Origin of the sequence: Paenarthrobacter sp. RAF54_2 (genome assembly GCF_052113945.1) — a bacterium.
GTDB lineage: Bacteria > Actinomycetota > Actinomycetes > Actinomycetales > Micrococcaceae > Arthrobacter.
The window spans coordinates 19,278-44,138 of the sequence record NZ_JBFRDV010000021.1; the positions used below are offsets into that span (position 1 = coordinate 19,278).

At 62.4% G+C, this 24,861-nt stretch carries 20 protein-coding genes and 2 riboswitches; of the genes, 14 read left to right on the forward strand and 6 right to left on the reverse strand.

Going from position 1 to position 24,861, the window contains the following annotated elements:
* The first annotated feature begins 29 nt into the window (after positions 1-29).
* Both AB4Y87_RS19475 and AB4Y87_RS19480 read left to right on the forward strand, forming a co-directional pair.
* Positions 30-935 carry a LysR family transcriptional regulator ArgP gene (locus AB4Y87_RS19475; protein WP_442005927.1) on the forward strand — a complete coding sequence of 302 codons (906 nt, stop codon included), beginning with the start codon at positions 30-32 and terminating at the stop codon, positions 933-935.
* A gap of 82 nt (positions 936-1,017) precedes the next feature.
* Complete coding sequence (locus tag AB4Y87_RS19480) at positions 1,018-1,242, forward strand: hypothetical protein (protein ID WP_442005928.1); 225 nt, start codon at positions 1,018-1,020, stop codon at positions 1,240-1,242.
* A 38-nt stretch (positions 1,243-1,280) separates the two neighbouring features.
* Here the strand turns inward: AB4Y87_RS19480 and AB4Y87_RS19485 are convergent, their stop codons facing one another.
* The 5 genes from AB4Y87_RS19485 to AB4Y87_RS19505 all read right to left on the reverse strand — a co-directional run bounded on the left by AB4Y87_RS19485 (position 1,281) and on the right by AB4Y87_RS19505 (position 8,589).
* Entirely contained in the window at positions 1,281-3,452 is a 2,172-nt protein-coding gene (locus tag AB4Y87_RS19485) for a multicopper oxidase family protein (RefSeq protein WP_442005929.1), read from the reverse strand.
* Between the two features lie 12 nt (positions 3,453-3,464).
* Positions 3,465-3,938: a hypothetical protein gene (locus AB4Y87_RS19490; protein WP_442005930.1), complete on the reverse strand. Its 474-nt coding sequence runs from the start codon at positions 3,936-3,938 to the stop codon at positions 3,465-3,467.
* A 186-nt stretch (positions 3,939-4,124) separates the two neighbouring features.
* Positions 4,125-5,783, reverse strand: coding sequence for a DNA repair helicase XPB (locus AB4Y87_RS19495; RefSeq protein ID WP_216926037.1), 1,659 nt, complete (start codon positions 5,781-5,783; stop codon positions 4,125-4,127).
* 10 nt (positions 5,784-5,793) lie between these two features.
* Positions 5,794-8,265, reverse strand: a complete 2,472-nt coding sequence (locus AB4Y87_RS19500; RefSeq protein WP_442005931.1) for a helicase-associated domain-containing protein — start codon at positions 8,263-8,265, stop codon at positions 5,794-5,796.
* A gap of 108 nt (positions 8,266-8,373) precedes the next feature.
* Positions 8,374-8,589 (reverse strand): hypothetical protein, encoded by a 216-nt coding sequence (locus AB4Y87_RS19505; protein ID WP_442005932.1) that lies wholly within the window; start codon positions 8,587-8,589, stop codon positions 8,374-8,376.
* A 313-nt stretch (positions 8,590-8,902) separates the two neighbouring features.
* On the opposite strand from AB4Y87_RS19505, the gene AB4Y87_RS19510 reads away from it, so the two are divergent.
* Both AB4Y87_RS19510 and AB4Y87_RS19515 read left to right on the forward strand, forming a co-directional pair.
* The gene (locus AB4Y87_RS19510) at positions 8,903-9,286 is read left to right on the forward strand and encodes a cold-shock protein (RefSeq protein ID WP_216926040.1); all 384 of its coding nucleotides are present in this window, start codon (positions 8,903-8,905) and stop codon (positions 9,284-9,286) included.
* An 8-nt stretch (positions 9,287-9,294) separates the two neighbouring features.
* Positions 9,295-10,044 carry a DUF3027 domain-containing protein gene (locus tag AB4Y87_RS19515; RefSeq protein WP_442005933.1) on the forward strand — a complete coding sequence of 250 codons (750 nt, stop codon included), beginning with the start codon at positions 9,295-9,297 and terminating at the stop codon, positions 10,042-10,044.
* A gap of 85 nt (positions 10,045-10,129) precedes the next feature.
* Here the strand turns inward: AB4Y87_RS19515 and serC are convergent, their stop codons facing one another.
* The gene (gene serC, locus AB4Y87_RS19520; protein ID WP_442005934.1) at positions 10,130-11,260 is read right to left on the reverse strand and encodes a phosphoserine transaminase; all 1,131 of its coding nucleotides are present in this window, start codon (positions 11,258-11,260) and stop codon (positions 10,130-10,132) included.
* Between the two features lie 304 nt (positions 11,261-11,564).
* Between serC and AB4Y87_RS19525 the strand changes: the two genes are divergently transcribed.
* From AB4Y87_RS19525 to AB4Y87_RS19570, 10 genes are all read left to right on the forward strand, one after another.
* A complete protein-coding gene (locus AB4Y87_RS19525) occupies positions 11,565-12,260 on the forward strand; it encodes a metal-dependent transcriptional regulator (RefSeq protein ID WP_442005935.1) in 696 nt (231 codons plus the stop codon).
* A gap of 184 nt (positions 12,261-12,444) precedes the next feature.
* Positions 12,445-12,674, forward strand: a riboswitch (cyclic di-AMP (ydaO/yuaA leader).
* 6 nt (positions 12,675-12,680) lie between these two features.
* Positions 12,681-13,511: a M23 family metallopeptidase gene (locus tag AB4Y87_RS19530; protein ID WP_442005936.1), complete on the forward strand. Its 831-nt coding sequence runs from the start codon at positions 12,681-12,683 to the stop codon at positions 13,509-13,511.
* 144 nt (positions 13,512-13,655) lie between these two features.
* Positions 13,656-13,819: riboswitch (cyclic di-AMP (ydaO/yuaA leader) on the forward strand.
* A 4-nt stretch (positions 13,820-13,823) separates the two neighbouring features.
* Entirely contained in the window at positions 13,824-14,555 is a 732-nt protein-coding gene (locus AB4Y87_RS19535; protein ID WP_442005937.1) for a C40 family peptidase, read from the forward strand.
* Positions 14,556-14,654: 99 nt separating this feature from the next.
* Complete coding sequence (locus AB4Y87_RS19540) at positions 14,655-15,407, forward strand: NlpC/P60 family protein (RefSeq protein WP_442005938.1); 753 nt, start codon at positions 14,655-14,657, stop codon at positions 15,405-15,407.
* A gap of 229 nt (positions 15,408-15,636) precedes the next feature.
* Positions 15,637-16,137: an HNH endonuclease gene (locus AB4Y87_RS19545; protein WP_442005939.1), complete on the forward strand. Its 501-nt coding sequence runs from the start codon at positions 15,637-15,639 to the stop codon at positions 16,135-16,137.
* Between the two features lie 42 nt (positions 16,138-16,179).
* A complete protein-coding gene (locus AB4Y87_RS19550; protein ID WP_442005940.1) occupies positions 16,180-17,073 on the forward strand; it encodes an NTP transferase domain-containing protein in 894 nt (297 codons plus the stop codon).
* Complete coding sequence (locus tag AB4Y87_RS19555; RefSeq protein ID WP_442005941.1) at positions 17,070-18,416, forward strand: molybdopterin molybdotransferase MoeA; 1,347 nt, start codon at positions 17,070-17,072, stop codon at positions 18,414-18,416. The genes AB4Y87_RS19550 and AB4Y87_RS19555 overlap by 4 nt, the downstream gene beginning before the upstream one ends.
* A 57-nt stretch (positions 18,417-18,473) precedes the next feature.
* Positions 18,474-20,783 carry an FdhF/YdeP family oxidoreductase gene (locus AB4Y87_RS19560; protein WP_442005942.1) on the forward strand — a complete coding sequence of 770 codons (2,310 nt, stop codon included), beginning with the start codon at positions 18,474-18,476 and terminating at the stop codon, positions 20,781-20,783.
* Between the two features lies 1 nt (position 20,784).
* Entirely contained in the window at positions 20,785-21,651 is an 867-nt protein-coding gene (gene fdhD, locus AB4Y87_RS19565; RefSeq protein WP_442005943.1) for a formate dehydrogenase accessory sulfurtransferase FdhD, read from the forward strand.
* Between the two features lie 171 nt (positions 21,652-21,822).
* On the forward strand, positions 21,823-24,849 hold the full coding sequence (locus AB4Y87_RS19570) for an alpha-mannosidase (protein ID WP_442005944.1): 3,027 nt from the start codon (positions 21,823-21,825) through the stop codon (positions 24,847-24,849).
* Positions 24,850-24,861 lie beyond the last annotated feature (12 nt).

The window sequence follows — 24,861 nt, forward strand, 5'->3', positions numbered from 1 at the left end:
ATGTTATTGATGCCCCGTAAGATTTTCTTATGCCACAGTTTCCCTCAGAGCAGTTGTTAACGTTCGCCACCGTACTTTCGGAAGGCACATTGGATGCGGCCGCACGCCGGCTGCACATCACGCCGTCGGCAGTGTCCCAACGCCTGAAGGCGCTTGAGCAATCATCCGGAAGGGTCCTGCTCCAGCGGAGTAATCCCGCGCAGGCCACCGAAGCAGGCGAAGTGGTCCTTCGACTCGCCCGGCAGGTTGCCCAGTTGGAAGCAGATGCCGGCGTGGAGTTGGGTTTGGGCTCGGACGGTCCGCAGCTGGCTGTGCCGATCGTGGTGAATGCGGACTCGCTTGCAGTCTGGTTCCTGCAAGCACTTGCCCGCGTGCCGAGCGATCTCCACATCACCTTTGACCTGCACCGTGACGACGAACAACACTCCACCTCGATGCTGCGTTCGGGGACTGTCATGGCCGCAGTCACGGCCACCCCCGAACCGGTGCAGGGCTGCCGTGTTGAGAGCCTCGGAGTGATGCGCTACCGGGCAGTGGCAGCTCCAGCCTTTGTGGATCGTTGGTTCGCAGATGTGGTGGACGGAGGCAAGCTCAACATGGCACCGGCCGTGGATTTCGACCGAAAGGACACCTATCAGTGGGCTTTCGTGGAATCGTGGCCAGGTGCTTCACAAGCACAACAGAAGGGGCCGCGACACTACGTGCCAGCTTCACAGGACTTTGGCGATGCCATTCGCCTGGGCTTGGGCTGGGGACTGATTCCCGAAGTTCAATGCGGACCCGACATTGCCGACGGGCGCTTGATTGAACTCGCTCCCGAGCGTCCCTTTGATGTTCCGCTCTACTGGCAGCGCTGGAAGACGGCGTCAAGAGTGCTCGACGTCCTTAGCTCCACAGTCCGGGAAGTCTCCGCCGAGTACCTTCGGACACCCTGAAGCCCAGGACGTTCTGGCTAAAGATCCGAACACGCCCACGGATGCTCCTAAAAATGTCAGTGCCCCATTCCACACTGGAAACATGGCAAAAGAAGCAGCCCCCATCAGCATTCATCACAATGAAAAAGCCGCGGACGTCGAGTTCCAGGTGACGTACCTGGATACAGACTCGGGCCACATCAGACGTGAGGAATTTCCGGACCTGGCCTCAGCCGAGCGCTTCGCGAGCGCGCAGCTCCACGACGCCGATTGCTGGGCAGTAGTGGATCGCGTTGCGATCCAGCACGCCAGCCGCATGGTTGCCTGAGGACGTCCGCCCGCAGCCGTCCTATCCCGCCAGCCGTCCTATTCAGGCCGGTTGTGGGAATGGCCGCCGTGGACGAAGTCAGATGACACGCCTTCGTACTTCAGCAGCATCATCATTCCTTCTGCAGCATGGTCCAGGTTGTGGCAGTGATCCATCCAAATACCCGGATTGTTCGCGTGCAGCAGTAGCTCCCACACGTCGCCCGGCAGCACGTCTACGGTGTCAAGGATCAGTGGCGATCCACTGGGGGCAACCCCGTTCCTGCTGAGCACTTGAACGTGGTGTCCGTGAGGATGCATGGGATGAGGCTCAGCGGTGCGGTTAACGATCGTCATTTTTACGGTGTCCCCTTCGGCCACCTCAATGGATGGCACCAGGGGATAGGATGCGCCGTTCACCGTAAACGCGTAGCGCGGAACTCCGTCAACAAAGCGGAATTGCCGGTCCAACACCAACACTTCCTCCCGGACATTTTCTGCGGGTACCGGTGTGGCAGCCACAGGTTCGCCGTAGTGCAACAGATCCAGGACGGGCGTCGTCGCAAAGACGCCCGGCTGCGCCTTCTCAGGAACATCCGGCGCGTTCTCAGGAACATCCGACGCCTTCTCCGGGACGTCGGGCACTTTCGCTGCGGCATCGCCCTTGGCAGCATCTGCATTCACCCCGTCCGGGCTGGATGGGGCCAACACGACGACGGCGCTGGCCGCCGAGTCAGAGCGGAGCGTCACCTGGGATTCGGGCATAGTGAACGTGACGTCCATCCGTCCTCCTGCCCCAATCCGCAATAACTTCCCTGTCACCTCCTGCGGCTGGTTCACGTCCGTTCCGTCCACGGCCGCAACCTTGAACGCTGTTCCGTCCAGAAGGTAGCGCTGCGGCAGGGAATCAGTGTTGATGAGGCGCACCCGAACGCTCGAGCCCGGGACGGCCGCGTACACACTGTTACGGTCTGAGGAGCCCAGCAACCCCAGACCGCCGAGGTCGTGTCCTGCCACCACAATGTCAGTATCTGCGCGAGGCAGTGTGGGGTTGTGCACGACGAATGTGCCGTAGAGGCCCTTGCGGACACCTTCGGCTGAGTCCTGGTGCGTGTGGTACCAATATGTGCCGGCTTGGGCAGCAAGGAAGCGGTAGGTCATGGACTGCCCGGGCATGACGGCGTCCTGCGTTGCCCCGGCCACGCCGTCCATGGCGTTGGGGACGTCGTAACCATGCCAGTGCAGGGTCACGCCAGCGCTCACATCCTGGTTCTTTAGCTCAACTTCCATGACCTCGCCCAGTTGTGCTTCAATGCCGGGCCCGGGGAGGCTGCCAAAGGTCCACGCATCAGTGGACTCCCCGGAGGGCAAAGTTATGTGTTCCGTGCGGGCAGTGAGTTCGTAGTGCCGGACCACGGCGTTGTCAGGGATCTCTCCCACCAGGCTTGTTACCTGCGTTGGGGCCACCACTGGTGCAGTGGTGACACCTCCGTGATGACCGACGGCGGCCGCAATCACCGCGCCATCGGAGGACCGGCTACCCAGCCACGCAAAGACTCCCGAGCCCAAAGCGGTGCAGGCCATGAGTCCGGCAACTGCAGCAGCCGCCGTCGTGCGCCTGTGAACCAGGCCTCGGCCGGGTGCGAGGCTGCCGCCGGGAAGGGCGGGAGGGGAGGGAGGAGCGGGAGCAGCGTGCGGAACCTGGAACACAGGGAACAGCGCCAGCCTGGCTATCATCACGGTCCCTGCTACCAGGAACAAGAGAACCGCCAGCGTCCACGGGGCGGGGAATGGGCCGAGGACGAACATCAGGGCAAGTGAGGCAATTGCCGAAGCGGCGGCCGACACGATGGCGAGAACCGCCCATTCGTGGGTTCGGCCAGGGAGTCCGGGTTGCTCCCGCGAAGGTGGTGGGCCGGTGTTCCGCCTCCTCAGCAAGTACGGAACACCGGCCATCGCGGCCCAAGCCGCGGGGATGGCGGTCAAAGGCAGGCTGATGGTTGTGCGTTCGCTGGCAAACCACCAACTGCCGGCCACCAAAGCTGGGAGCAAGGCATAGCGCGCTGCCGTCATAAGAACGGCTAAGCCCAGCAGAAGAAGCGCCAAGTCGACAACGCGTGGCCTGGCTGGCCCCCTGCCAGAAGAAATGACCATCCAAGCGGCGACAATCCAGGCGCCGGCGGCAAGGATAGCCAGCACCAGGTCGACGGCCAGTAGCTGTGAGATGTTCACAGCCGCCGCTTATCAAGCTGTAGCGGAAGAGGCGGAAGCATCCGATGCTGCTGCCTTGGGTGGAAGGGGTTGGGGATTGAGTGCAAGGGCGCGGGCACGTCTGAACAACCAGTAGGACATGAAGATAATCAGCAGTCCTGTGACGGGGTGGATGGAAGCCACCCACGAACCCGAAGGCGTGATGAAATCCTCCGACGAGCCAGTGAGCATTCCGCCAATGATGAAGATGAACAACTGGACCCATGTCATGAGGAAGATGCCGGCGGCAAGCCAGATGGTCCGGGATCCGGCCTTGGCAATAGCTGCGACAATCACAGCCAGCAACGCCGAATAGCGCAGCACGAATTGGCCGTTGATTACGTGATAAACGCCCGCTTCGCGCTGGGCTTCAATGGTGTTTTGGAAATGGAAGTAGCCCGCGAAAAAGAGCTGGGCAAGTCCCGATAGCAGGATGATCGCCGCCAGGACCAGGAGGGTTTTACGCATAGGGAGTCCTCTGGTAAAAAATCACAGATTCTTCAAGGCCTTCGAATCGCCGGCACCCTGGMTGCGGGCTACCCCCACTGCCGACGACTGGCCGCCGGGCTGCCTGGACCAAGGGCAACTCTAAAGGGCGGAGAGCTTCACTTGGAATCCTAAAATTGCTGGAGATAAATAGCAATGCCCTGGCGATTATTCGTCGGTGGCAGCATCCTTGCCCACGTCCTTGGCGTCCATGATCCGGTAGGCATAACCCTGCTCAGCCAGGAAACGCTGCCGCTTGGCGGCGAAGTCCTGATCCAAAGTATCGCGGGCCACAAGTGAGTAGAACCGCGCGGAACGGCCGTCTTGCTTGGGCCTCAGCAGGCGCCCCAGGCGTTGGGCCTCCTCCTGGCGGGACCCGAAGGAACCCGAAACCTGGATGGCTACTGAAGCTTCCGGGAGGTCGATGGAGAAGTTGGCAACCTTGGACACCACGAGCGTCTGGATCTCGCCCTTGCGAAAGGCATCAAAGAGTTTCTGCCGGGCTTTGACACTGGTTTCACCCTTGATCAGGGGAGCATCCAGCCGCTCAGCGATCTCGTCCAGTTGGTCTATGTATTGGCCGATGACCAGCAATTGCTCACCCTTGTGCGCCGCCACGAGCTGCTCAACCAGTTGGGTCTTTGTCTCGGAGGTTGCACACAGGCGGTATTTGTCGGCGTCATCAGCCATGGCGTAGGCCACGCGTTCGTCGCGGGGTAAATCGACGCGGACCTCAACGCAATCCGCCGGTGCGATGTAGCCCTGCGCTTCGATGTCTTTCCATGGAGCGTCGTAGCGCTTGGGTCCAATCAGGCTGAAGACTTCGCCTTCCCTGCCATCCTCGCGCACCAGTGTGGCCGTAAGGCCGAGCCTTCGCCTGGCCTGCAGGTCCGCCGTCATCCGGAAGATCGGGGCGGGCAACAAGTGCACCTCGTCATAGATGATCAAGCCCCAGTCATGACCGTCCACGAGTTCAAGGTGCGGGTAAAGTCCACCGCGCTTGGTGGTGAGCACCTGGTACGTAGCAATAGTTACAGGCCTGACTTCCTTGACCGCCCCGGAATATTCGCCGATCTCATCTTCGGTCAAGGACGTCCGCTTGAGCAGCTCGTCTTTCCACTGACGTGCCGAAACCGTGTTCGTGACCAGGATCAGTGTTGTAGTGGAGGACGTCGCCATCGCGGCCGCGCCCACCAGGGTCTTTCCCGCACCGCAAGGAAGAACGACGACGCCGCTGCCGCCGGCCCAGAAGTTCTCCGTGGCGAGCTTCTGATAGGGGCGCAACTGCCAGCCAGTTTCGTCGAGCATGATCAAGTGGGGTTGCCCGTTGACGTACCCGGCAAGGTCCTCGGCCGGCCATCCCAACTTCAGGAGCAACTGCTTGAGCTGGCCTCGCTGCGAGGAGTGAACCACCACAGTCTCACCATCGATCCTGGGCCCAAGGAGTGGGGCGATCTTCTTGGCACGGATGACTTCCTCCAGCACGGGGTAGTCGTCGGTACGCATTACCAAACCGTGCTGTGGATCTTTTTCGAGGCGAAGCCTGCCGTAGCGCGACATGGTCTCTTCGATATCAATCAACAATGCATGGGGGACCGGGAAACGGGAGTACTTCAGCAACGTATCCAGCACCTGCTCGGCGTCGAGTCCCGCAGCCCGGGCGTTCCAGAGCCCAAGGGGCGTCAGCCGGTAGCTGTGCATGTGCTCGGGAGCGCGCTCCAGTTCAGCAAATGCCGCAATGGCGTGCCTGGCCTCTGTAGCGAGCTCGTGATCGACTTCCAGCAGAATGGTTTTATCGCTTTGTACTATCAGTGGACCGTCGGTCACTCTTGAATCCTCACTTGTGCAGTTCTCCTGCTGGTTCTACATCGATGATCCGGTGGATGGACAGCACACGTTCTGTTTCCTTACCAGGATCGAAGACCCTGACGCGGCCACCGGAGACGGATACAGGAACCACAGTTTCGGTGTTCGCATTCCCCAGGCTGTCCACCACGTTCATGGTGACCGCCTGTTTGAGCCGGATGGCCTTCTGCAGCGTTTCCAGGCCGAGCTGCGTGGAGGCTTCGCCTGTCGCATCAGCCGGGACGGCGCGGTGCTGCCGTAACACCGCAAGCTGGGCTTCGACGTCGTCGTCCGGTGGGGCCGTCCGCGGAGCCGTGTAGACCGGACGCGCGCTGCCGGGCACTGCCGCTGTCCGTTTAAAGCGCACGACGGCGGGTTCCGCCTCCTGGACAGCAGGTGAGAGTCCCAGCTCGCGCAGCACACGTGCAGTCTCCTTGGGGCTGGCAGAGGACGTCAGGACGGTGGGGGCGATCCGGACAAGGCTCAGTGCAGACGTCCGGGCCTCGTGCAACAGGTCGGTGATGGCGGATTCGTCGTCGCTTTGGATGAAGCTTGCACTGGAACCGATTCGCAAACGTCCGTGTCGGGACGCTGTGTCCTGCACCAGATACGCCAGAGGTTGCGGCACGTCTGTGGCTGAATGCTCGCGGAGGAACGACAACAGCGATTCCGCATCCTGTCCGGCGTCGAGGGCCCTGCGGATAGTTGCCGTGGAAAAACGGTAGATCGACGCCGGACCCTGGCCCTCGGCGTCGGCCATGAGCAGCAGCGTTTCGCTGAGTTCGGGGGCGAGGTAACCGGGCGCTACTGCTGTGAGGTCCGCCTGAAGGAGGATGTGGTTGACCGCGGCCGGCAGGTGTTCACCGAGGAGGGTCATCGCCTCCTCCGGATGGCCGAGCGCGATGGCAGATCCCAACTGGGTGAAGGCCCCGGACCCCATCAAGCCCAACAAGGTGGCTTCTTCCAGGATCCCCCGCACCAGGGAGCTGAAGCGGCGGGACATGCGGGGCTGCGCCCATTCCGCCCGTTGCAGCACCGCGCGCGCGTCAAGGACAGGTGCTTTGCCATCCGGAGCTGCGGCCTCAACCGTCAGTTCATTGAGGATCTCCAGGATCCTGCGCCTGACCACTGGAGCATCGGGCCTTTGAGCCTCCGCGGACAATGCATTGATGGTGCTGCCGGCGGAACCTGGATGGGATGGCGAGCCGGACGTCGCTCCCGGGAGGGGCTGGCCCACCATGGAAGGTGCCCGCTCGCTGGCCAACCAGGCGTTCACCAGCCAGAGCCACTGTTCCTGTCGCGGCAGGGAGAGCCATTCCAACTGTGGCGGCTGGATCCACGTGGAACTGTCAACGTCCAGCCGCACAAGGCCGGCCAGCGCGCAGAACTCCAGCAGGAGGGCAGTTTCGTGGACGCCGCAGCGGATGGATTCAGCCAGGCGCCGGAGCTCACGCACGCCTACGCCGCCGCTCCGGAGGGTTGCCAGCGGCTGCTCACGGACTGCGAACAGCACCTCGCTGGTGAGCCGTAGAGTCTCGGCGATGGCGCCCATCGCGGCGTTGCGCCGGAGGGCAGCACTCGTGTGGCCCAGTTCTGGAACCGGAGGGCTCAGGGTGAAGTCGTCAACGATCGCACCACCGCGCAGGGCGATGCCCACACTGTGTGGCAATTCGACGTGACCGGCATCCAGGGGAACCAAGAGGCCGCGGGCCAGCAGCCAATCGACAGGCCCGACGTCGGCGCTTTCGTGGGTCACGGAGGCCCGCCRTTGAGCCTGGGGGACTGCGCCCATGGCCCAACTGCCGAACTTGTCCAGCAAGCCAACGGTCCTTTCGGGCGCCGTGGCCAGAATAGCGCGCACATTCTCGGGGCTTGACGTCCAGCGTTGCAGGGACAAGGCGGCGTCCATGGGAGTGCTGGCAGGGTGGATGTCCAAGCCACAGTGATGGAGCTCGGCTACGAGCTGAACCACCCGTTGGGCGAAAGCCGGCTGCAACCTGACCAGCTCCGTGTAACTTCGACCCAGGCCGGCCGGATAGATGCCGATCACGTCCTTCAGACTTCCAACGGGAAGGTAGAACCGTTGCCGGGAATTCGGTTGTGAATTTGATGCCGCCGGCGGATCGGCCCGGTGAATCAACGCCAACTCCTGAAGTTTGGCGAGGATCGGCTCCAGTGCAGAAAGAGTGGACCCTGCAATGACCTTCTTGAGTCCGGCAGCGGAAACACTGTGACCGGTGTCGGCATTCGTGCACAGATGGAGCGTCTCCAGAACCTGCATTTCAGGCTTTGTTAGTCGCTCCAACGCCCGTTGCACGCTGACTCGCGCACTTGCCCGGGCTGCCAAGGCAGCGAAGTCCGGGGCCATGGGAGAAATCAGGTCCGGCCGCGCGGCAAACAAGGCCCGCAGCGAGTTATCGCTGCGCGCTTCCAGTTCCTTGCTGAGCGCGCGAATAAGGGACATCAATCCAACGTTACCGCCACAGGGCCGCTCGTGCGTGGCCAAGGCAAAGCCGTCCCGGTTGATTCGCTGTTGACGGCGCCTGGTTCGCTGTTGCCGACGCTTGATTAGCTATTGCCGGCGCCGTTGACGGACGGCATCCAACACCAGGACCACTGCAAGCATGAAGGCAACCGGCAGCCCATATAGCGCGATGGACGTGATCCACACTGGTGCCACTCCACCGTTGAAGGCGATAGCCATGACCGCGCCCACTGCAGCCAGGGAAAGGACGGCGATCACAGCGGCGACGATCATCAGGGGGCGGCGGTAACCCGGAGAAGTCATGCGCCTAACGCTAGCAGCAGGGCACACGAACCAGGCCTGTGGGCTCCTCGGCGGCCGGCATCTCGGCAAGCATCGCGGCCAGGGTGCAGGAAAGGAGCAGGAAAGGTGCAGAAACGGATGCAGCAACGGATGCAGCAACGGGTGCAGCAAGGCGCCGCAAAGCGGCGGCAAAGCATGAATAGCTGGTCCGGCAGGATAACCTTGAAGTAACAGACCAACACGGACCGTGCTGTCTCCCTCGATCCCGCAAATCCCTGCGGATGCGGTGGCGGCGCGACGTGTCTCCAAAGCAAGAACGAAGAAGGTTGATTACGTGCCCACCGGCAAGGTCAAGTGGTATGACAAGGAAAAAGGCTTCGGATTCCTCGCGGCTGAGGATGGCCAGGAGGTATTCCTGCCCAAGACATCGCTGCCCGCAGGCGTAACCGAGCTCAAAGCCGGTACGCGTGTGGAATTTGGCGTGGCCGATGGCCGTCGCGGTGCCCAGGCATTGGGCCTTCGGGTCCTGGACAAGACGCCCTCCATCGCCAAGGCCAAGCGCATGAACGCCAAGGACCTGGCGCCTTTGGTGCAGGACCTCGTGACCGTGCTGGATAACTTGTCCGGTACTTTGTCTTCCGGCAAGTACCCGGAGGGCAACAAGGCCAAGGCCATCGGTATGGCGCTGCGCAAGGTTGCCGACGAGCTGGAAGCCTAGGAACTGCCATGACTTCGGAATCCGCACAGGATACACAGGCAGGAAGGGACGCGCAGGCCGGCCCTGGGGTCGTCACTGACGCCGCCCCAGTTCCTGTCGCCGGGGCGAATCCTGTCAACGGGCAAGCCCCTGAAAACAGCGACACCCCTGCGCGGAAGCCGGTCGCAGCGAAGCAGCGGGCCGGCATCCCCGTGTGGCGCGTTGGCAAGCCGGATGCGTTCCTGGCTGCCGCTGTCGACGTCGCGCGGGAAGCGGTGGAGACTATCGCGAACCCGGGCGAGGTGGGTGCCCACATCGGCGCAAAGTCCGAGGGCGACCGCGTGGTCACGCATTTGTTCGAGTCGAAGCTTGCGGGATACGGCGGGTGGCAGTGGTATGCCGTGATCACCCGCAATTCCCGGTCAAAGATCGTCACAGTCAGCGAGCTTGGCCTCCTGCCCTCTGAGGATTCCATCCTGGCCCCGGAATGGGTCCCCTGGGCAAAGCGTGTCCGCCCGGAGGACGAGACGCCCCTGGTGGAGGAGACGGTAGAGGAAGTGACCGAGGAATCCGTGCAGGCTGCGGAAGACGACGCCGCCGAAGCATCCGATCCTGAAGCCGATGAAGCCGATGAAGCCGAGGAAGCCGAGGAAGCCGACGAAGAGGACGACGACGCCGCCGAAGCATCCGATCCTGAAGCCGATGAAGCCGATGAAGCCGAGGAAGCCGAGGAAGCCGACGAAGAGGACGACGACGCCGTCGCCCGATTAGGGGATTAACGGCAACGGCGCCGTCCGGGAACAACCCCGACGACGCCGTTTCCTGCCTTTCGCGAAAAGCCGCGGCAGTTAGTTCTTGAGTTTTTTATTTCTTGAGCTCGCCCACGACATAGTCGATGCTGGCGAGCAGGGCTGAGACGTCGTCCGGTTCGATAGCGACGAAAGTGGCGATGCGGAGCTGGTTTCGCCCAAGCTTGCGGTACGGCTCAGTGTCCACCACGCCGTTGGCCCGCAGGATCTTGGCGATTGCCGCTGCATCGATGGAGTCGTCGAAGTCGATGGTGGCGATCACGTTGGAGCGGTCCTCAGCCTTTGCGACGAACGGTGTGGCGTACTCGGAAGCCTCGGCCCAGGAGTAGATGCGGCTGGCAGAGTCTGCTGTGCGCTTGCTGGCGAAGTCCAGACCACCATTGCTGTTGAGCCACTGCACCTGTGCGTCCAGAGTCACCAGCGTGGACAGCGAAGGTGTGTTGTACGTCTGGTTCAGTTTGGAGTTCTCAATTGCGGTCTGCAGGTCCAGGAAGTCCGGAATCCAGCGGTCGCTGGCCTTGATGCGGGCGGCGCGCTCCAACGCCGCGGGGGAGAACAGGCCGAGCCACAGACCGCCGTCAGAAGCGAAGTTTTTCTGCGGGGCGAAGTAGTAGACATCCGATTCGGCGACGTCCACGTCCAGCCCGCCGGCGGCTGAGGTAGCGTCCACCAGGACGAGCGATCCGGCGTCGGCGCCCTCTACGCGCTTGACGGGGGCTGCAACACCGGTTGATGTCTCGTTCTGGGGCCAGGCGTAGACATCAACGCCGGCCTCTGCCTGGGAGGCCGGTCGCGTGCCGGGCTCTGACTTGATGATGGAGGATGCATCGAGGAAGGGGGCTTTGTTGGTGGCCGCGGCAAACTTGGAACCGAACTCACCGAAGGAAAGGTGCTGGGCCTTTTTCTCAACCAGGCCGAAAGCCGCTACGTCCCAGAAAGCCGTGGAGCCGCCGACACCGAGGACAACCTCGTAGCCCTCAGGTGCACGGAAGAACTGGCTGAGTCCTTCGCGCACCGAACCCACCAGGTTCTTGACCGGTGCCTGACGGTGTGACGTCCCAAGTATGGTGGTCGACGCGTCAGACAGGGCCTGGACCTGTTCCGGGCGCACCTTGGACGGTCCCGCGCCGAAGCGTCCGTCCTTGGGCAGCAGGTCGGCGGGAATAGTGATGCTGTTGTCGCTCACGTGTGGCTCCAATGGGTATCGGTTAGAGAGGGGGAGGTGGGCAGGTGGCATCGGCTGCCCCTTCGACTCCCTCATTCTGCCTGACCGGACCCACCGTCAGGAATCTGCGGTTGTCATAGTCCGCCACGTGGAATGCCGGACCATCATGGGCATTGCGACCCAGGGAAAAATTATCCAGAGTAATTCCAAATAAGCTAGGCTTGGGTTGACGTTCCTGAGGTGTCGGTTGCACACCATCCACCTTGGCGGGGACGCGGTACGGTGGAGATTACGCAAGAAATGCGTTCGAGGAGAGCTGAGCTGGATGACGGATCTGATCGATACCACTGAGATGTATCTTCGGACCATTTTGGAGCTTGAAGAAGAGAACATCGTGGCTCTTCGCGCACGCATTGCGGAGCGTCTGCGGCACTCGGGTCCCACGGTTTCCCAGACCATTGGACGCATGGAGCGCGATGGCCTGGTGATTGTGTCCAACGACCGCCACCTGGAACTGACCGAAGTCGGGCGCAAGCGGGCCACCGAAGTCATGCGGAAGCACCGCCTTGCCGAGAGGCTCCTGGCGGACATCATTGGTCTGGACTGGGCATACGTTCATGACGAAGCATGTCGCTGGGAACACGTCATGAGTGAACGGGTGGAACGGCGCCTGTATGAGTTGTTGGAGCACCCCACCGAGTCACCGTATGGCAACCCCATCCCGGGTTTGGAGGCGCTTGGCGGCCTCGCCAACCAGCCCCTTGCCCGCTTGGACGTGAACCTGCTGCATGCCATGGACGGGTACGCTGCCGATTCCCGCGTAGTAGTCAGCCGGCTTGCTGAACCCATCCAGGTTGAGCCGGAACTCCTCACCCAGCTCGATGAAGGCGGAATTCGTCCAGGCGCAACTGTCTCCTTGGAACGGGTGGGGGAATACATCTCCGTCCGTGTTCCCGGTATTGAAGGAGCACTGGAGCTGCCTCCCGAGGTAGCTGCGCACGTCTTCGTCGCTGTCAGCTGACCCTAAGGCGTGTCAGATCTCACTTTGGTGCGCCTGGCGCGCGTGTGACCTGCGGATTTCTGCGACTGGTGATATGGGGGCGTCCACAACACGGTCGTTTGACAAGATAACGAATTTATTACTGCGGGCTTTAATCGCCTATAGTTATCTACTAGCGCCGATACCAAAGCGTTACCTGATCTGGAGCCGAGCTCTGCCAGCAGATCAGGTGTGTCATCAACTACTGGCAGAGGCGGGGGAACCACAAGCGGCTGCCTAAAGAAGCAGCCTTGGGGTGAAGTCCGCAGCAGAAGTGCCTACTAACGCAAGTCCTTCCGGGGATACCTGTGTGCCGTTTGCGCTTCGTGCGGACCGGGTCTTTGAACTCTCTGACCCGAATCCGACAGCTAACTTCGCAGGCTTTCCAGAGAGGAACAGAGTTTGACATCGCAGAACGTCAGGGGCCGTCGCCGCGCGTCCGGCCCCGCTGCTGAGCTGCGGCCAGCCCGCGCAGCAATGGAGATCCGGCCACGCGACACCCCGCGTCAGGTGCGCCGCCGCAAGAGCCCATTGCGCCAGGTGGCCGACTTCGCCGCAGCCAGTGGTGTCGGGCAGAAGGCCGGAGTCGCGCTTGCCGCCACCGGACTTGCCCTGACTGTAGGCCTGCCTGTCACAAGCCCCGTCATGGCCACATCCGAATCCGGCCAAGCCGAGGCGGCCCTCTCCGTGCCCGGTGGCAGCCAGCCCGAAGTTTCTGCGGCAGCCTCTGCCAAAATCGATTTCAGTCGCGCAGCAGTCGCTACCGCCGCTGATCCTGACGGCAAGCTCAAGCAGTTGCTGAGCGCCCAGTCAGCGGGGAGCATCCAGCGCGCCTCCTCACTTGGCACGCTGGGAAGCCCTCTGGACAAGCTCGTCACGGCATCGCCGTTTGGCTACCGCGTCAGCCCCCTTACCGGCGGCACCGGTGACTTCCACCGTGGCCAGGACTTCGTAGCCCAGTGCGGAACTGCCGTTCACGCCGCAGCCGCAGGCAAGGTCACGTTCGCAGGTTGGCATGAGTACGGCGGAGGCAACCGCGTCGTGATTGACCACGGCAACGGCCTCGAGACCACGTACAACCACCTGTCGTCCTTCAACGTCAAGGTGGGCCAGACTGTCAGCCGCGGCGATACTGTCGCGCTGAGCGGCACTACAGGCGCATCTACGGGTTGCCACCTCCACTTCGAGGTCCAGGTAAACGGTGAAGTCGTAGATCCCATGGGCTGGCTCTGAGCCAGTTGATGGTTGTCTATCGCATTCATGACACGCCCGTGACCTGAATGTGACATTCACGAACATCTGTTGTACCGTCTAAAGCGCATCGGCTTTTTAGGGGGCCGATGCACTTGAGTGGATTGCCTAGCTCTGCCACCACTCGAGGTCCGTTCGCAAAAATCGTCTGGCAGGGGCGGGGGAACCAATTTTGGCCTTCGAATCAGAAGGCCTTGGGGTTAAGTCGCAAAAGCTTCCTTGAAGCGGCGCGGCCGGATGACTCCCATCCGAATCCGACAGCTCACCTCGCAGGCATTGGGAGAGGCTACCTTCGTGTCATCACGCACTACCCCTGCGCGCCATCGCGCCGAATTGGTTCGTACGAACCCGTTGAACACCCTTTCCAAGGCTGTCTCAACCAATGCAGGCACCGTAGGCCGCCAAGCCGCCGTTCTGGCTGCAGCCTCGGGACTTGTTCTCAGCGTTGGACTCCCGGCCCAGGCCGCTGACACCGACGTTTCCAAGTCGGAATCCTCCAGCACCCAGCAGCTGGTCGCCACCGCAGTTGTTACCGCTGAGCCAACGGCAACCGTTTCCTTCGAAAGCCCCGTTGTGGTTACCAAGGAAGCCCCCAAGGTTCAGCGCGCCTCCCAACGCACGCAGGCAGCCGAAGGCCAGACGGGCGACACCCTCGCTGCCCTGTCCTCCACGGCCAAGGATGCCGCATCCAGCGCGGCAGCTTCCGGACTCGCAGCAATTGCCTACACCGGCATTGGCCACCCCTATGTCTGGGGCGGCACTTCCCCCAACGGCTGGGACTGCTCTGGATTTGCCCAGTGGGTCTACGCCCAGGCCGGCATCAGCATCCCCCGGGTCAATGCCTGGACGGCCATGAAGCCCACCAGCACGCCGGCCCCCGGCGATCTCGTCATGCAGAACGGCGGAGCCCACGTGGGCATCTACGTCGGCAACGGCATGATGATCAGCGCGCTCAACCCCAGCCAGGGGACGCTCCTGACCCCGGTCGCAGCCACCGGCACATCCTCGTTCTTCACCCTCCGCTAGGAAAATCCCATTCGGGGTAAGCCAGCATGCCCCCCAAGTGCTGGCCGCCCATAACCTGCGTGCGTCCCCACCGTGCGCGGATACGAAAAGAGAGTAATCATGACCAGTGCAAACAAGGTTGCACGGCATAGAGCTGAGGCCCCCAAGACCAGCTCACTTGCCGTCATTGCCAAGGCTGTCAGCGACAACGCCGGTGGCGTTGGCCGTCAGGCAGCAGTGATCGCAGCTGCATCAGGCCTTGTCCTGACCAGCGGCGTGGCTGCAAATGCTGCGGATACCAATGTCCAGCGCGAATCCACGTCTGCGTCCACCCTTGATGTGCAGTCGGTTGCCCAGGCCACCATTGCTGCCGATTCCAGCGTTGCCATCTCCTACGAGCGCCCCGTAGTCAAGACTGTCGAAGCCCCGGCTCCCGTCGTCGAGAAGGCACCTGCCAAGGAAGCTCCGGCTGCCGGCGGCACCGCTACTTTGGCGGTCAACACTGATACCTCCGCGGCAAAGGCGCCTGCTGCATCCAGTGGCCTCGGTGCAGCTATCGCTGCAGCGGCCTACGCACAGCTCGGTGTCACGCAGGACTGCACCATGCTGGTGACCAACTCGCTGGCCGCCGTCGGTATTCACTTCCACGATTGGCCGGCCGGCTACCTCTCCCTCGGCCGCACGGTCAGTGCAGCTGAAGCGCAGCCCGGCGACCTCGCTTACTACGCCAACGGTGGCTACGGCGGAATGGCACACATCGCTGTTTACGTCGGCAACGGCATGGCAGTCCACGGTGGATGGAACGGATCCACCACGGCACTGTTCAGCGTGAACGTTGGCTCCGGCCCCGTTTTCATCCGCGTCAACGGCTGATCAAATACTCCACAGAACACCCCGAGGCTCAGGCCGGCGGGGTGTTCTGCTTTAACGAGCAAGGTGTCCCGCGCATGAACTTTCGCCAACACCGCAGGTGAAACGGCAGAAAAATTCGTTGATATGGCATATGAGTGCTTACCCTTGTGTTGTCGATCCACAGCCCGTACAAGCAGAGGGCAGCCGGCCCTCGTGCCCCTGACGGGTGCGGCCGTGAAGAGGTACGTGCATGCGCACACTCGTTCTGAATGCTGGATATGAACCGCTGGCGGTAGTAACCTTCCGCCGGGCGCTGGTCCTTGTGCTGACTGGAAAAGCTAGCGTGGTGGCCGAAGGCGACGAGCCTGTCGTCGGGCCACAGGAGATTCTCGGAAGACCATCCGTGATTCTTCTCAATCGCTACATCCGGCCCCGGTACAACAAGATCACTGCCGTGAGCCGCCGCGGGGTACTCCGCCGCGACGGCCATCGCTGCGCCTATTGCGGGAAAACAGCGCACACCATAGACCACGTCCACCCCAAATCCAGGGGCGGCGCGGATTCCTGGGAAAACCTGGTTGCGGCGTGTTTGAAATGCAACAACGCCAAGAGTGACCACACGCTCGCCGAGATGGGTTGGAAACTTCGTTTCAAACCTGGCGTGCCCACAGGAACCATGTGGCAGATCAAAGAACTCGAGAAACCTGCGCCGGACTGGGATCCGTTCCTGTTGCCGGAATCCGCCGCCTGATCGATTTCTGTTGCCCTCCCGCCGTCCGGGTACTCTGGGCGGATGGAGTTCAACGCTGTGATTCTGGCGGGTGGCAGGGCCACCCGCCTCGGTGGCGTGCCCAAGCCCGGATTAACGTTCGACGGCGCCAGCCTCCTTTCGCATGCCCTGCAGGCGGCGCGGGGTGCTTCCGCAGTGGTGGTGGTTGGTCCAGACACCTCTGGTATCGGTGGCGTCCTGCCTGATGGAGTTCTTAGCGCCCGGGAGGAGCCGGCCTTTGCCGGCCCTGCCGCCGCCATTGCTGCCGGTCTGGCGGCCTTTCACCACAATGGGGAGCCAGCGCCGTGGACGCTCGTCCTGGCATGCGATATGCCGCACGCCGCCAGGGGCATTGAGCCGCTATGGGAAGGACTGCGTGCGCATCCTGAAGTAGAAGGCGCAATGGCCGTCTCAGCCGACGGCCGGCAACAGCCCCTCCTGGGCATCTACAGCACCCGGGCATTGGAAAGGGAAGTTGCGGCAGCTTCGGGGTTAACGAACTCTTCAGTGTTCCGGCTGCTTGCTAGGCTGAACCTGCTGGCCGTTACCGTCCCCGATGGGTCTACCGATGATGTGGACACGTGGGAGGACGCCGCGGCCCTGGGCATACACAACGAGCAGGAGGCGGACATGAAGAGCCAGGAAGAGACGCTCGAGGACTGGTGCCGCACACTGTTGCAGGCCTTTGAGCTTGAGGGCGTTGAAGTGGACATCAATGAAGTCCTTGCCGTGGCAGGAGTTGCAGCCCACTCCGTGGTGCGGCCTGCTGCGCCGCTGACAACGTTCATCGCAGGTTACGCTGCCGGCATGGCCAGGGGGATCGGGCAAGCCGCGGACGACACCGCCATGAGCGCTGCCCTGGATCTGGCCCGCCAGGTTGCCAAGCAATACCTGGAGCCCGGGACTGAGGCGGAATGACCGAGGCCCCCGGACAGGGCCACCACCACGCGGCACACACATGGCATGAGGCCCGGCAGCGTGCCTTTGACGTCGCCGCTCCCATCCCGCCAAGCCCAGTGCCGTTGAAGGCTGCCTTGGGAAGGACATTGGCCTCGGATGCAGTGGCCATTCAGGACATGCCGCACTATGCGTCCTCCGCCATGGACGGCTGGGCTGTCAACGGAACGGGTCCATGGATTCTTGTTGAGCCCGGCCACAGACTTGCTCCCCACCAGGCCAGTCCCATCGTCACCGGAGGACTCATTCCGCCCGGCGCCAAGGCCGTTCTGCGCACCGAAAGCGGCGTTATTACCACGGACGACGACGGCCTGCCGATCCTTGCGCTCGGCGGCTTGGCGAAGCCGGGGGAGCCACGCAATGGCCAGCACATCCGCAAAGCTGCCGAGGAAGCGGCAGAAGGGGACGTGCTGCTCAAAGCCGGTACCGTCCTGAATCCTGCGCACATTGCCTTGGCTGCCCTGGCGGGCCTCGATGAGCTGGAAGTCCTGGGGAAACCCTTGGTGCGATTCCTCCTGACGGGCTCGGAAGTGGTGACGCAGGGAGTTCCCCTACCGGGGAAGGTCCGGGATACCTTCGGACCTCAGCTTGGCGCCGTCGTCGAACTCCTTGGTGGCATCGCAGGAGAGCAACTCAAGGTTGGCGACAACTACGACGACTGGCTTGCGGCTTTGCAGGACACCGAGCCTGAACCCGCGGAACCATATGCAGCACCGGAGCCGCCGGCCGACGTCGTTATTACTACGGGCGGTACCGGACGCTCAGGGACGGACCATTTCAGGAGGGCCGTGGCTGAACTGGGCGGCCGGCTGCTGATCGATGGCATTGCCATGCGCCCTGGCCACCCGGCCGTGTTGGCGGAGCTTCCGGACGGACGCTTCGTGCTGGGCCTGCCCGGGAATCCGCTGGCGGCCATGATGGCATTGTTCACCGTTGGGGGGCCGCTGCTCGCAGCGCTTGGCCACGGGAAGCTGGAGGACGTTGGCGAGGTTCCCAGCGGTGCAATGATCGACGCCGATCCTGGACGGACGCGCCTGATGCCTTTCAAGCTGGTCTACGGATTGGCATCGCCCGCGCAGCATGCCGGCCCGGGGATGATGCGTGGGCTGGCGGGAGCAGATGGCGTCTTGGTGGTGCCGCCGCATGGTGTCCAGATGGGCGAACTGGTCCCGGCCTTTCCCTTGCCGTGGGGTAAACCTTTGCCCACACCCAACGCCGCTGAAGGAAAACCACGCAAGTCGCCGGCCCGGCAACAAAAGAAGGCCCCGTCCGGTCCTGTTGACTGGAGCGCGCTGGAAGCCTAGGGGCCGCCGGGTGGACGCAGGTGGCAACTGGGTGCCCGGGCTTGCAATGATGGACCCATGAACAGGCATGCTCCCGAACAGGACATCAATGAAGATGACCTGCAAATCCACCCGCCCAAGAAGGCTGCGGCAGGCCTCAAGGCTGTCACTGTCGCCCTTGAAAGGGGCTACTCCCAGGCAGGAGTAGCCCGTACGGTCCGCTCCATGCTCAGGGTCAACCAGCATGACGGCTTTGATTGTCCGGGCTGCGCCTGGCCGGAATCCATCACGGGACGTCGCAGTCCCGCGGAATTCTGTGAGAACGGCGCCAAGGCAATCGCTGAGGAAAGCACCACACGGACGGTGGGGGCAGATTTCTGGGCAGCACATTCCATTGCCGATCTTGAAGACAAGACCGAATACTGGTTGGGGAGCCAAGGGCGAATCGCCGAGCCTGTAGTCCTCAAACCGGGAGATACCCACTATTCCCCGATCAGCTGGACTGAAGCCTTTGCCTTGATCGGGGAGCATATCAATGCCACCACACCTGATCGCTGCGTTTTCTACACCTCCGGCCGGACGGCCAACGAGACCGCGTTCATGTACCAGTTGTTCGCCCGCAGCCTGGGCACCAACAACCTGCCGGACTGCTCCAACATGTGCCATGAGTCCTCGGGCAGCGCGCTGAACCCGACCATCGGAATCGGCAAGGGAACGGTTTCGCTGGAAGACATCCACCACGCCGAACTCGTGTTTGTGGTGGGCCAGAACCCCGGGACCAACCACCCCCGCATGCTGTCCGCTTTGCGTGACTGCAAGAACAACGGCGGAAAGATCGTTGCCGTGAACCCGCTTCCGGAAGCCGGGCTGCTGAATTTCAAGGACCCCCAGTCTCTCAACGGTGTGATCGGCGGCGGCACTACTATCGCGGACGAGTTCCTCAAGATCAAGGTCGGTGGTGACCTTGCGCTGTTCCAGGCACTGGGCCACTTGCTGCTGGAGGAAGAAAAACGGAACCCGGGGACGATCGTCGATAAGTCATTTATCGGGAAACAGACCGAAGGCTTCGAAGCGTACGCCAAGGCACGGGCCCAGCTGGACTGGGACGAAACCGAGCGGGCAACAGGCTTGTCGCGCGAGGAAATCGTCACTGTGGCCGGGCTGATGGCCAAGTCCAAGGCAACCATTATTTGCTGGGCGCTTGGCTTGACCCAGCAGCCGCACTCCGTGGATACGCTGAAGGAGATCATCAACCTGCTCCTGCTCCAAGGGAACTTCGGCAAACGCGGAGCCGGGGCTTGCCCGGTGCGTGGCCACTCCAACGTCCAAGGCGACCGCACCATGGGTATTTGGGAGAAGCCGGGCGAAACGTTCCTTGCCGCGCTGGACGAGGAGTTTGGTTTCCGGATGCCTCGCGAGCATGGATATGACTCCGTGGAGACCCAGCACGCCCTGGAAAAGGGGGACGTGGATGTCTTCGTGTCCATGGGTGGGAACTTCGCTGCAGCCGGTTCTGACACTGCAGCTTTGGAAGCCGGGCTCAAGACCGCTGGACTGACCGTCCACATCTCCACCAAACCGAACCGTGCCCACGTGGTGCACGGGAAGACATCCCTGATCCTGCCCACACTGGGACGCACGGACACGGACGACAAACACCCCAAGGGCAAGCAGTTCCTCTCCGTGGAGGACTCAATGTCGGTCATCCACAAGACCCAGGGCAGGCTAACTCCCGTCTCCGAGCACCTCCTGAGCGAACCGGTCATCGTTGCCCGCATGGCGCAGGCGACCCTCGGGGATGACCACGGCGTGGACTGGCGTGCCATGGCAGAGGACTATGACGTGATCCGGGACCACATCTCACGCGTTATCCCGGGGTTCGAGGACTTCAACGCCAGGGTCCGGACGAAGAACGGCTTTGTCCTGCCGAACCCGCCACGGGATACCCGTACCTTCGCAACTGACATCGGCAAAGCACGGTTCTCCGTAAGTCCGCTTGAGTATCTTGAAGCTCCACAGGGCCACTTGATCCTGCAGACGGTACGCAGCCACGATCAATACAACACCACGTTCTATGGCCTGGATGACCGCTACCGTGGGGTCTCGGACGCCAGAAGGGTGATCCTGGTCCACGAGGAAGACCTCGCTGGCCTGGGCTTCAAGGACCGTGACCTGGTGGATGTCATTTCCACTTTTGCCGGCACTGAGCGGCGAGCCAATAAGTTCCGGCTGATCGCGTACCCCACGGCCAAGGGATGCGCTGCCGCATACTTCCCGGAGGCTAACGCCCTGGTCCACCGCGAGCTTGTGGCCCGGGAATCCAACACGCCCGGCTACAAGGCGATGACCGTGCGGTTCGTGAAACACCCCGAGGAGAACGGATCCTGACATGGGACGTGTGACCCAGCGCCGAAAGCTGCATAAGTTCGTCCTGGACGGATCGCCCCAGGCCCTGGAACACCCTGTCCGATACAAGGAAGACATCCTCGCGGTCGAGGAACCCTTGGAGATCCGTCTCGGAGATATGTCGTTCTCGGTGACCATGCGGACCCCGGGAGACGACTTCGATCTGGTGGCGGGATTCCTTGTCTCGGAGGGCATCATCTGGGAGCCGGGGCAACTGGTCTCCGAGCGTTTCTGCGCGGGGGAGGACGAGGACGGCGTGCAGACCTTCAACGTTGTGGACGCACAGCTGCGGCCCGACGTCGAACGTCCGGACACCGGCCGTAACGTCTACACCTCAAGCTCCTGCGGCATTTGCGGCACCGACTCGATCGACGCCGTCCGGAAGTCCTCGCGGCACAGTCCCCAAGGCGATGAGGTCACGGTCCCCGTAAAAGCGCTGGCTGCCCTCCCGGACCGGTTGCGTGAGGCGCAGGCGGTTTTCGCCAAAACAGGTGGCGTCCATGCCGCGGGCCTTTTCAGGATTCACGACGACGGTACTTCCGAGCTGCTGTGCCTGCGGGAAGACGTGGGCCGTCACAACGCCGTGGACAAAGTGGTGGGTTGGGCTTTGCGGGCCGGCAAGCTGCCATTGAAAGGAACAGTTCTTCAGGTATCCGGCCGGGCATCTTTCGAGCTCGTCCAAAAAGCTGCCATGGCGGGCATTCCCGTCCTTGCGGCCGTCAGCGCTCCCTCCAGCCTCGCGGCCGAGCTCGCGGACGAAACAGGTATCACGTTGGTGGGCTTCAGCCGTGGGTCGAGCCTGAACGTGTACGCGGGCAGGGACCGGATCGTGGGAGAAGAGGCTGGCTAGCGCCGCTATTCCCTGTGGATAGTCCTCGTTCACTTGGCTATTGAGCTGGAACAACGTAGATTTTATCCATCGATTGGAATCGCTGTGTCCTCGAATAACGCCGTCCATAAAGTGCCGGCTCGCCCGCCGGCCATGACGCTTTGCCACCAGCCAATGCCTAAGGGGATTTAATTGCACGACGATCGCCGGATCACTGAACAGCGTCTCGATCGATTCGTTCGGGAACGTCTTCTTCCGGCCATTTACGGCAGGTCCGTCCCACTGCAGCTCAGCAGCTGGGATGCGCCTGGAGAACCCGTGCCCGCAGCCGAGGCCATGCGCCAGCTCTTCACGCCCCAGGAGCCGGGCGCACCTTGGGGTAAGCCGTGGAGCACTAAATGGCTCCGCCTGCAGGGTGAAGTTCCAGAAGGCTGGGGTTCTGCCGAGGGGACGGCGGTGGAAATCATCGTGGACCTTGGCTTCAACAGCGACGTGCCGGGGTTCCAGTGTGAAGGCACAGCCTGGCGCGCCGATGCCAGCATCATCAAGGCCATCTCCCCACGTAACTACCACGTTCCGCTGAAGCTGCTCGGTGGCGGATTGTCCGTGGATTTCTATGTGGAAGCAGCAGCCAACCCGGATGTGTCGCAGGGTTGGTCATTTGCGCCTACTCCTTTGGGGGACAAGGCGACATCCGGAGACGAACCCCGGTATCGCCTCGGCCGGATTGCCATTGCCGAACTCAACGAGACGGTGTGGGAACTGAACCAGGACGTGTGGACACTCAGTGGTCTCATGCACGAGCTCCCCATGGAGCTGCCGCGCCGCCACGAAATCCTGCGGGCCCTGGAACGGATGCTGGACATCATGGACCCGGACGATATCGCGGGAACTGCTGCCGCAGGCCGCCAGGCACTGGCAGAAGTACTGAGCCGGCCCGCCTACGCTTCGGCCCACCAACTCGTGGCCACCGGTCATGCGCACATCGACTCCGCTTGGTTGTGGCCTGTCCGTGAAACCATCCGCAAGTGTGCCCGTACATTCTCCAATGTCGTGGCTCTCATGGACGAGAACCCCGACTTCGTCTTCTCGTGTTCCTCGGCCCAGCAGATGGCCTGGATCAAGGAATTCTTCCCTGAGCTTTTTGTCCGCATCCGGGAAAAGGTCAGGGCCGGGCAGTTCGTTCCCGTCGGTGGCATGTGGGTTGAATCGGACACCAACATGCCCGGTGGCGAGGCCCTGGCGCGTCAGTTCGTGGAAGGCAAGAGTTTCTTCCTGAAGGAATTCGATGTGGAGTGCCAGGAAGCCTGGCTGCCCGATTCGTTCGGCTACTCCGGCGCACTCCCACAAATCGTTAAATCTGCAGGTTTGCGATGGTTCCTTACGCAGAAGATTTCCTGGAACAAGGTGAACCGGATGCCGCACCACACGTTCACGTGGGAAGGCATCGATGGCACCCGGTTATTCACCCATTTCCCGCCGGTCGACACGTATAACGCAGAGCTTCATGCCCGCGAGCTTGCGCATGCGGAACGCAACTACCGTGAGCACGGGCGCGGCACAATGTCACTGGTTCCCTTCGGTTATGGCGACGGCGGTGGCGGCCCCACGCGCGAGATGGTGGCCGCTGCACACCGCACGGCAGATCTCGAGGGTTCACCCAAGGTAAAGTTGGGCACGGCCAAGGACTTCTTCACGGCGGCCGAAGCCGAGTACCGCAACCTCCCGGTGTGGGTGGGCGAGATGTATCTGGAGATGCACCGCGGAACGTACACCAGCCAAGCGAAGACCAAGCGGGGCAACCGGCGCAGCGAGCACCTGCTGCGTGAGGCAGAACTGTGGTGCTCCACGGCTGCAGTGCGACTGGGCGACGCCTATGCCTATCCCGAAGCGGAGCTCAAGAGGCTCTGGCGGTTGGTGCTCCTCCAGCAATTCCACGACATCCTGCCGGGCAGTTCCATCGCCTGGGTCCACCAGGATGCCGAGCGGAACTACGAGGCAATCGCCCGCGATCTCGAGGCCATCATCACCCAGGCTGCTCAGGCACTTGTCGGCCAGGGAGACAGGCAGTTCCTGCTCAACGCGGCCCCACACAAGCGGGCTGGCGTGCCGGCACTCGCCGCTGCGGAAGCCGTGAAGCCGGACGCAGTTGTTGATGCCGGCGAAAAGGACGGCGGCTACGTCCTGGACAACGGAATCATCCGAGCCGTGGTGGACAGTGATGGCTTGTTGACCTCGCTTACGGATCATTCCTCTGGCCGTGAGGCGATTGCCCCCGATCAGCCCGGCAACCTGCTTGAGCTGTTCAGGGATACTCCCAATGAATGGGACGCCTGGGACATCGAGGAGTTCTACCGTCGCAACGTCACCAAGCTGACGCAGGCGGAAACCATCGATCTTGAGCGTACGGCGGCAGGCGCCGTCGTGGTGGTCAAGCGTACGGTTGGTGCCTCCACCATCACGCAACGGATAACGCTCGACGCCGGTGCGGAGTCGCTGGGGATCGCCACCACAGTGGACTGGCAGGAACGCGAAAAGATGCTCAAGATCGCCTTCCCACTGGATGTCCGGGCGGACCGTTCGGCCTCCGAGACCCAGTTCGGCCATGTGCTCCGGCCGACCCACACGAACACATCATGGGATGCTGCGAAGTTCGAGATCTGCGCACATCGCTGGATCCACGTTGCCGAGCCAGGTTATGGCGTGGCGGTCAGCAACTCTTCCAGCTATGGGCACGACGTCACCAGGGCTGTCCGCGGAGACGGGGGGACGACGACCACCGTCCGTGTCTCGCTGTTGCGCTCCGCCAGGTTCCCGGACCCCGAAGCAGACCGCGGCGAGCACACGCTTGAACTGTCCATCAGGCCTGGAGCGGGGATCGGGGATGCCGTGGAGGAGGGCTACCGCACCAACCTGAAGCCCCGCTATGTCACTGGCAGCAAGCCAGTGGAACCCCTGCTGTCCGTGTCCAACCCTGCCTTGGCAGTGGAGGCAGTGAAGCTGGCCGAGGATGGCTCCGGAGACGTCATTGTGCGTCTTTACGAATCCCTGGGACAACGCTCAGCCGGCGTTGTCAGGGCCAATTTTAAAGCTCATGGCGTCCTGGCCACGGACCTGCTGGAACGGCCGGTAGAGGCCCCTGGAGTGACTGTGGGGCAGGACTCAGCTGAGCTGGTCCTGCGCCCGTTCCAATTGGTGACGTTGCGGTTCGCCCGATAACGGCTGGCCAGC

Coding starts and splice junctions, on each gene's coding strand:
- AB4Y87_RS19505 (WP_442005932.1), bottom strand. CDS start 8,589: ATGACTTCTCCGGGTTACCGCCGCCCCCTGATGATCGTCGCCGCTGTG.
- AB4Y87_RS19560 (WP_442005942.1), top strand. CDS start 18,474: ATGAACAGGCATGCTCCCGAACAGGACATCAATGAAGATGACCTGCAA.
- fdhD (WP_442005943.1), top strand. CDS start 20,785: ATGGGACGTGTGACCCAGCGCCGAAAGCTGCATAAGTTCGTCCTGGAC.
- AB4Y87_RS19475 (WP_442005927.1), top strand. CDS start 30: ATGCCACAGTTTCCCTCAGAGCAGTTGTTAACGTTCGCCACCGTACTT.
- AB4Y87_RS19545 (WP_442005939.1), top strand. CDS start 15,637: ATGCGCACACTCGTTCTGAATGCTGGATATGAACCGCTGGCGGTAGTA.
- AB4Y87_RS19540 (WP_442005938.1), top strand. CDS start 14,655: ATGACCAGTGCAAACAAGGTTGCACGGCATAGAGCTGAGGCCCCCAAG.
- AB4Y87_RS19490 (WP_442005930.1), bottom strand. CDS start 3,938: ATGCGTAAAACCCTCCTGGTCCTGGCGGCGATCATCCTGCTATCGGGA.
- AB4Y87_RS19480 (WP_442005928.1), top strand. CDS start 1,018: ATGGCAAAAGAAGCAGCCCCCATCAGCATTCATCACAATGAAAAAGCC.
- AB4Y87_RS19550 (WP_442005940.1), top strand. CDS start 16,180: ATGGAGTTCAACGCTGTGATTCTGGCGGGTGGCAGGGCCACCCGCCTC.
- AB4Y87_RS19555 (WP_442005941.1), top strand. CDS start 17,070: ATGACCGAGGCCCCCGGACAGGGCCACCACCACGCGGCACACACATGG.
- AB4Y87_RS19515 (WP_442005933.1), top strand. CDS start 9,295: ATGACTTCGGAATCCGCACAGGATACACAGGCAGGAAGGGACGCGCAG.
- AB4Y87_RS19525 (WP_442005935.1), top strand. CDS start 11,565: ATGACGGATCTGATCGATACCACTGAGATGTATCTTCGGACCATTTTG.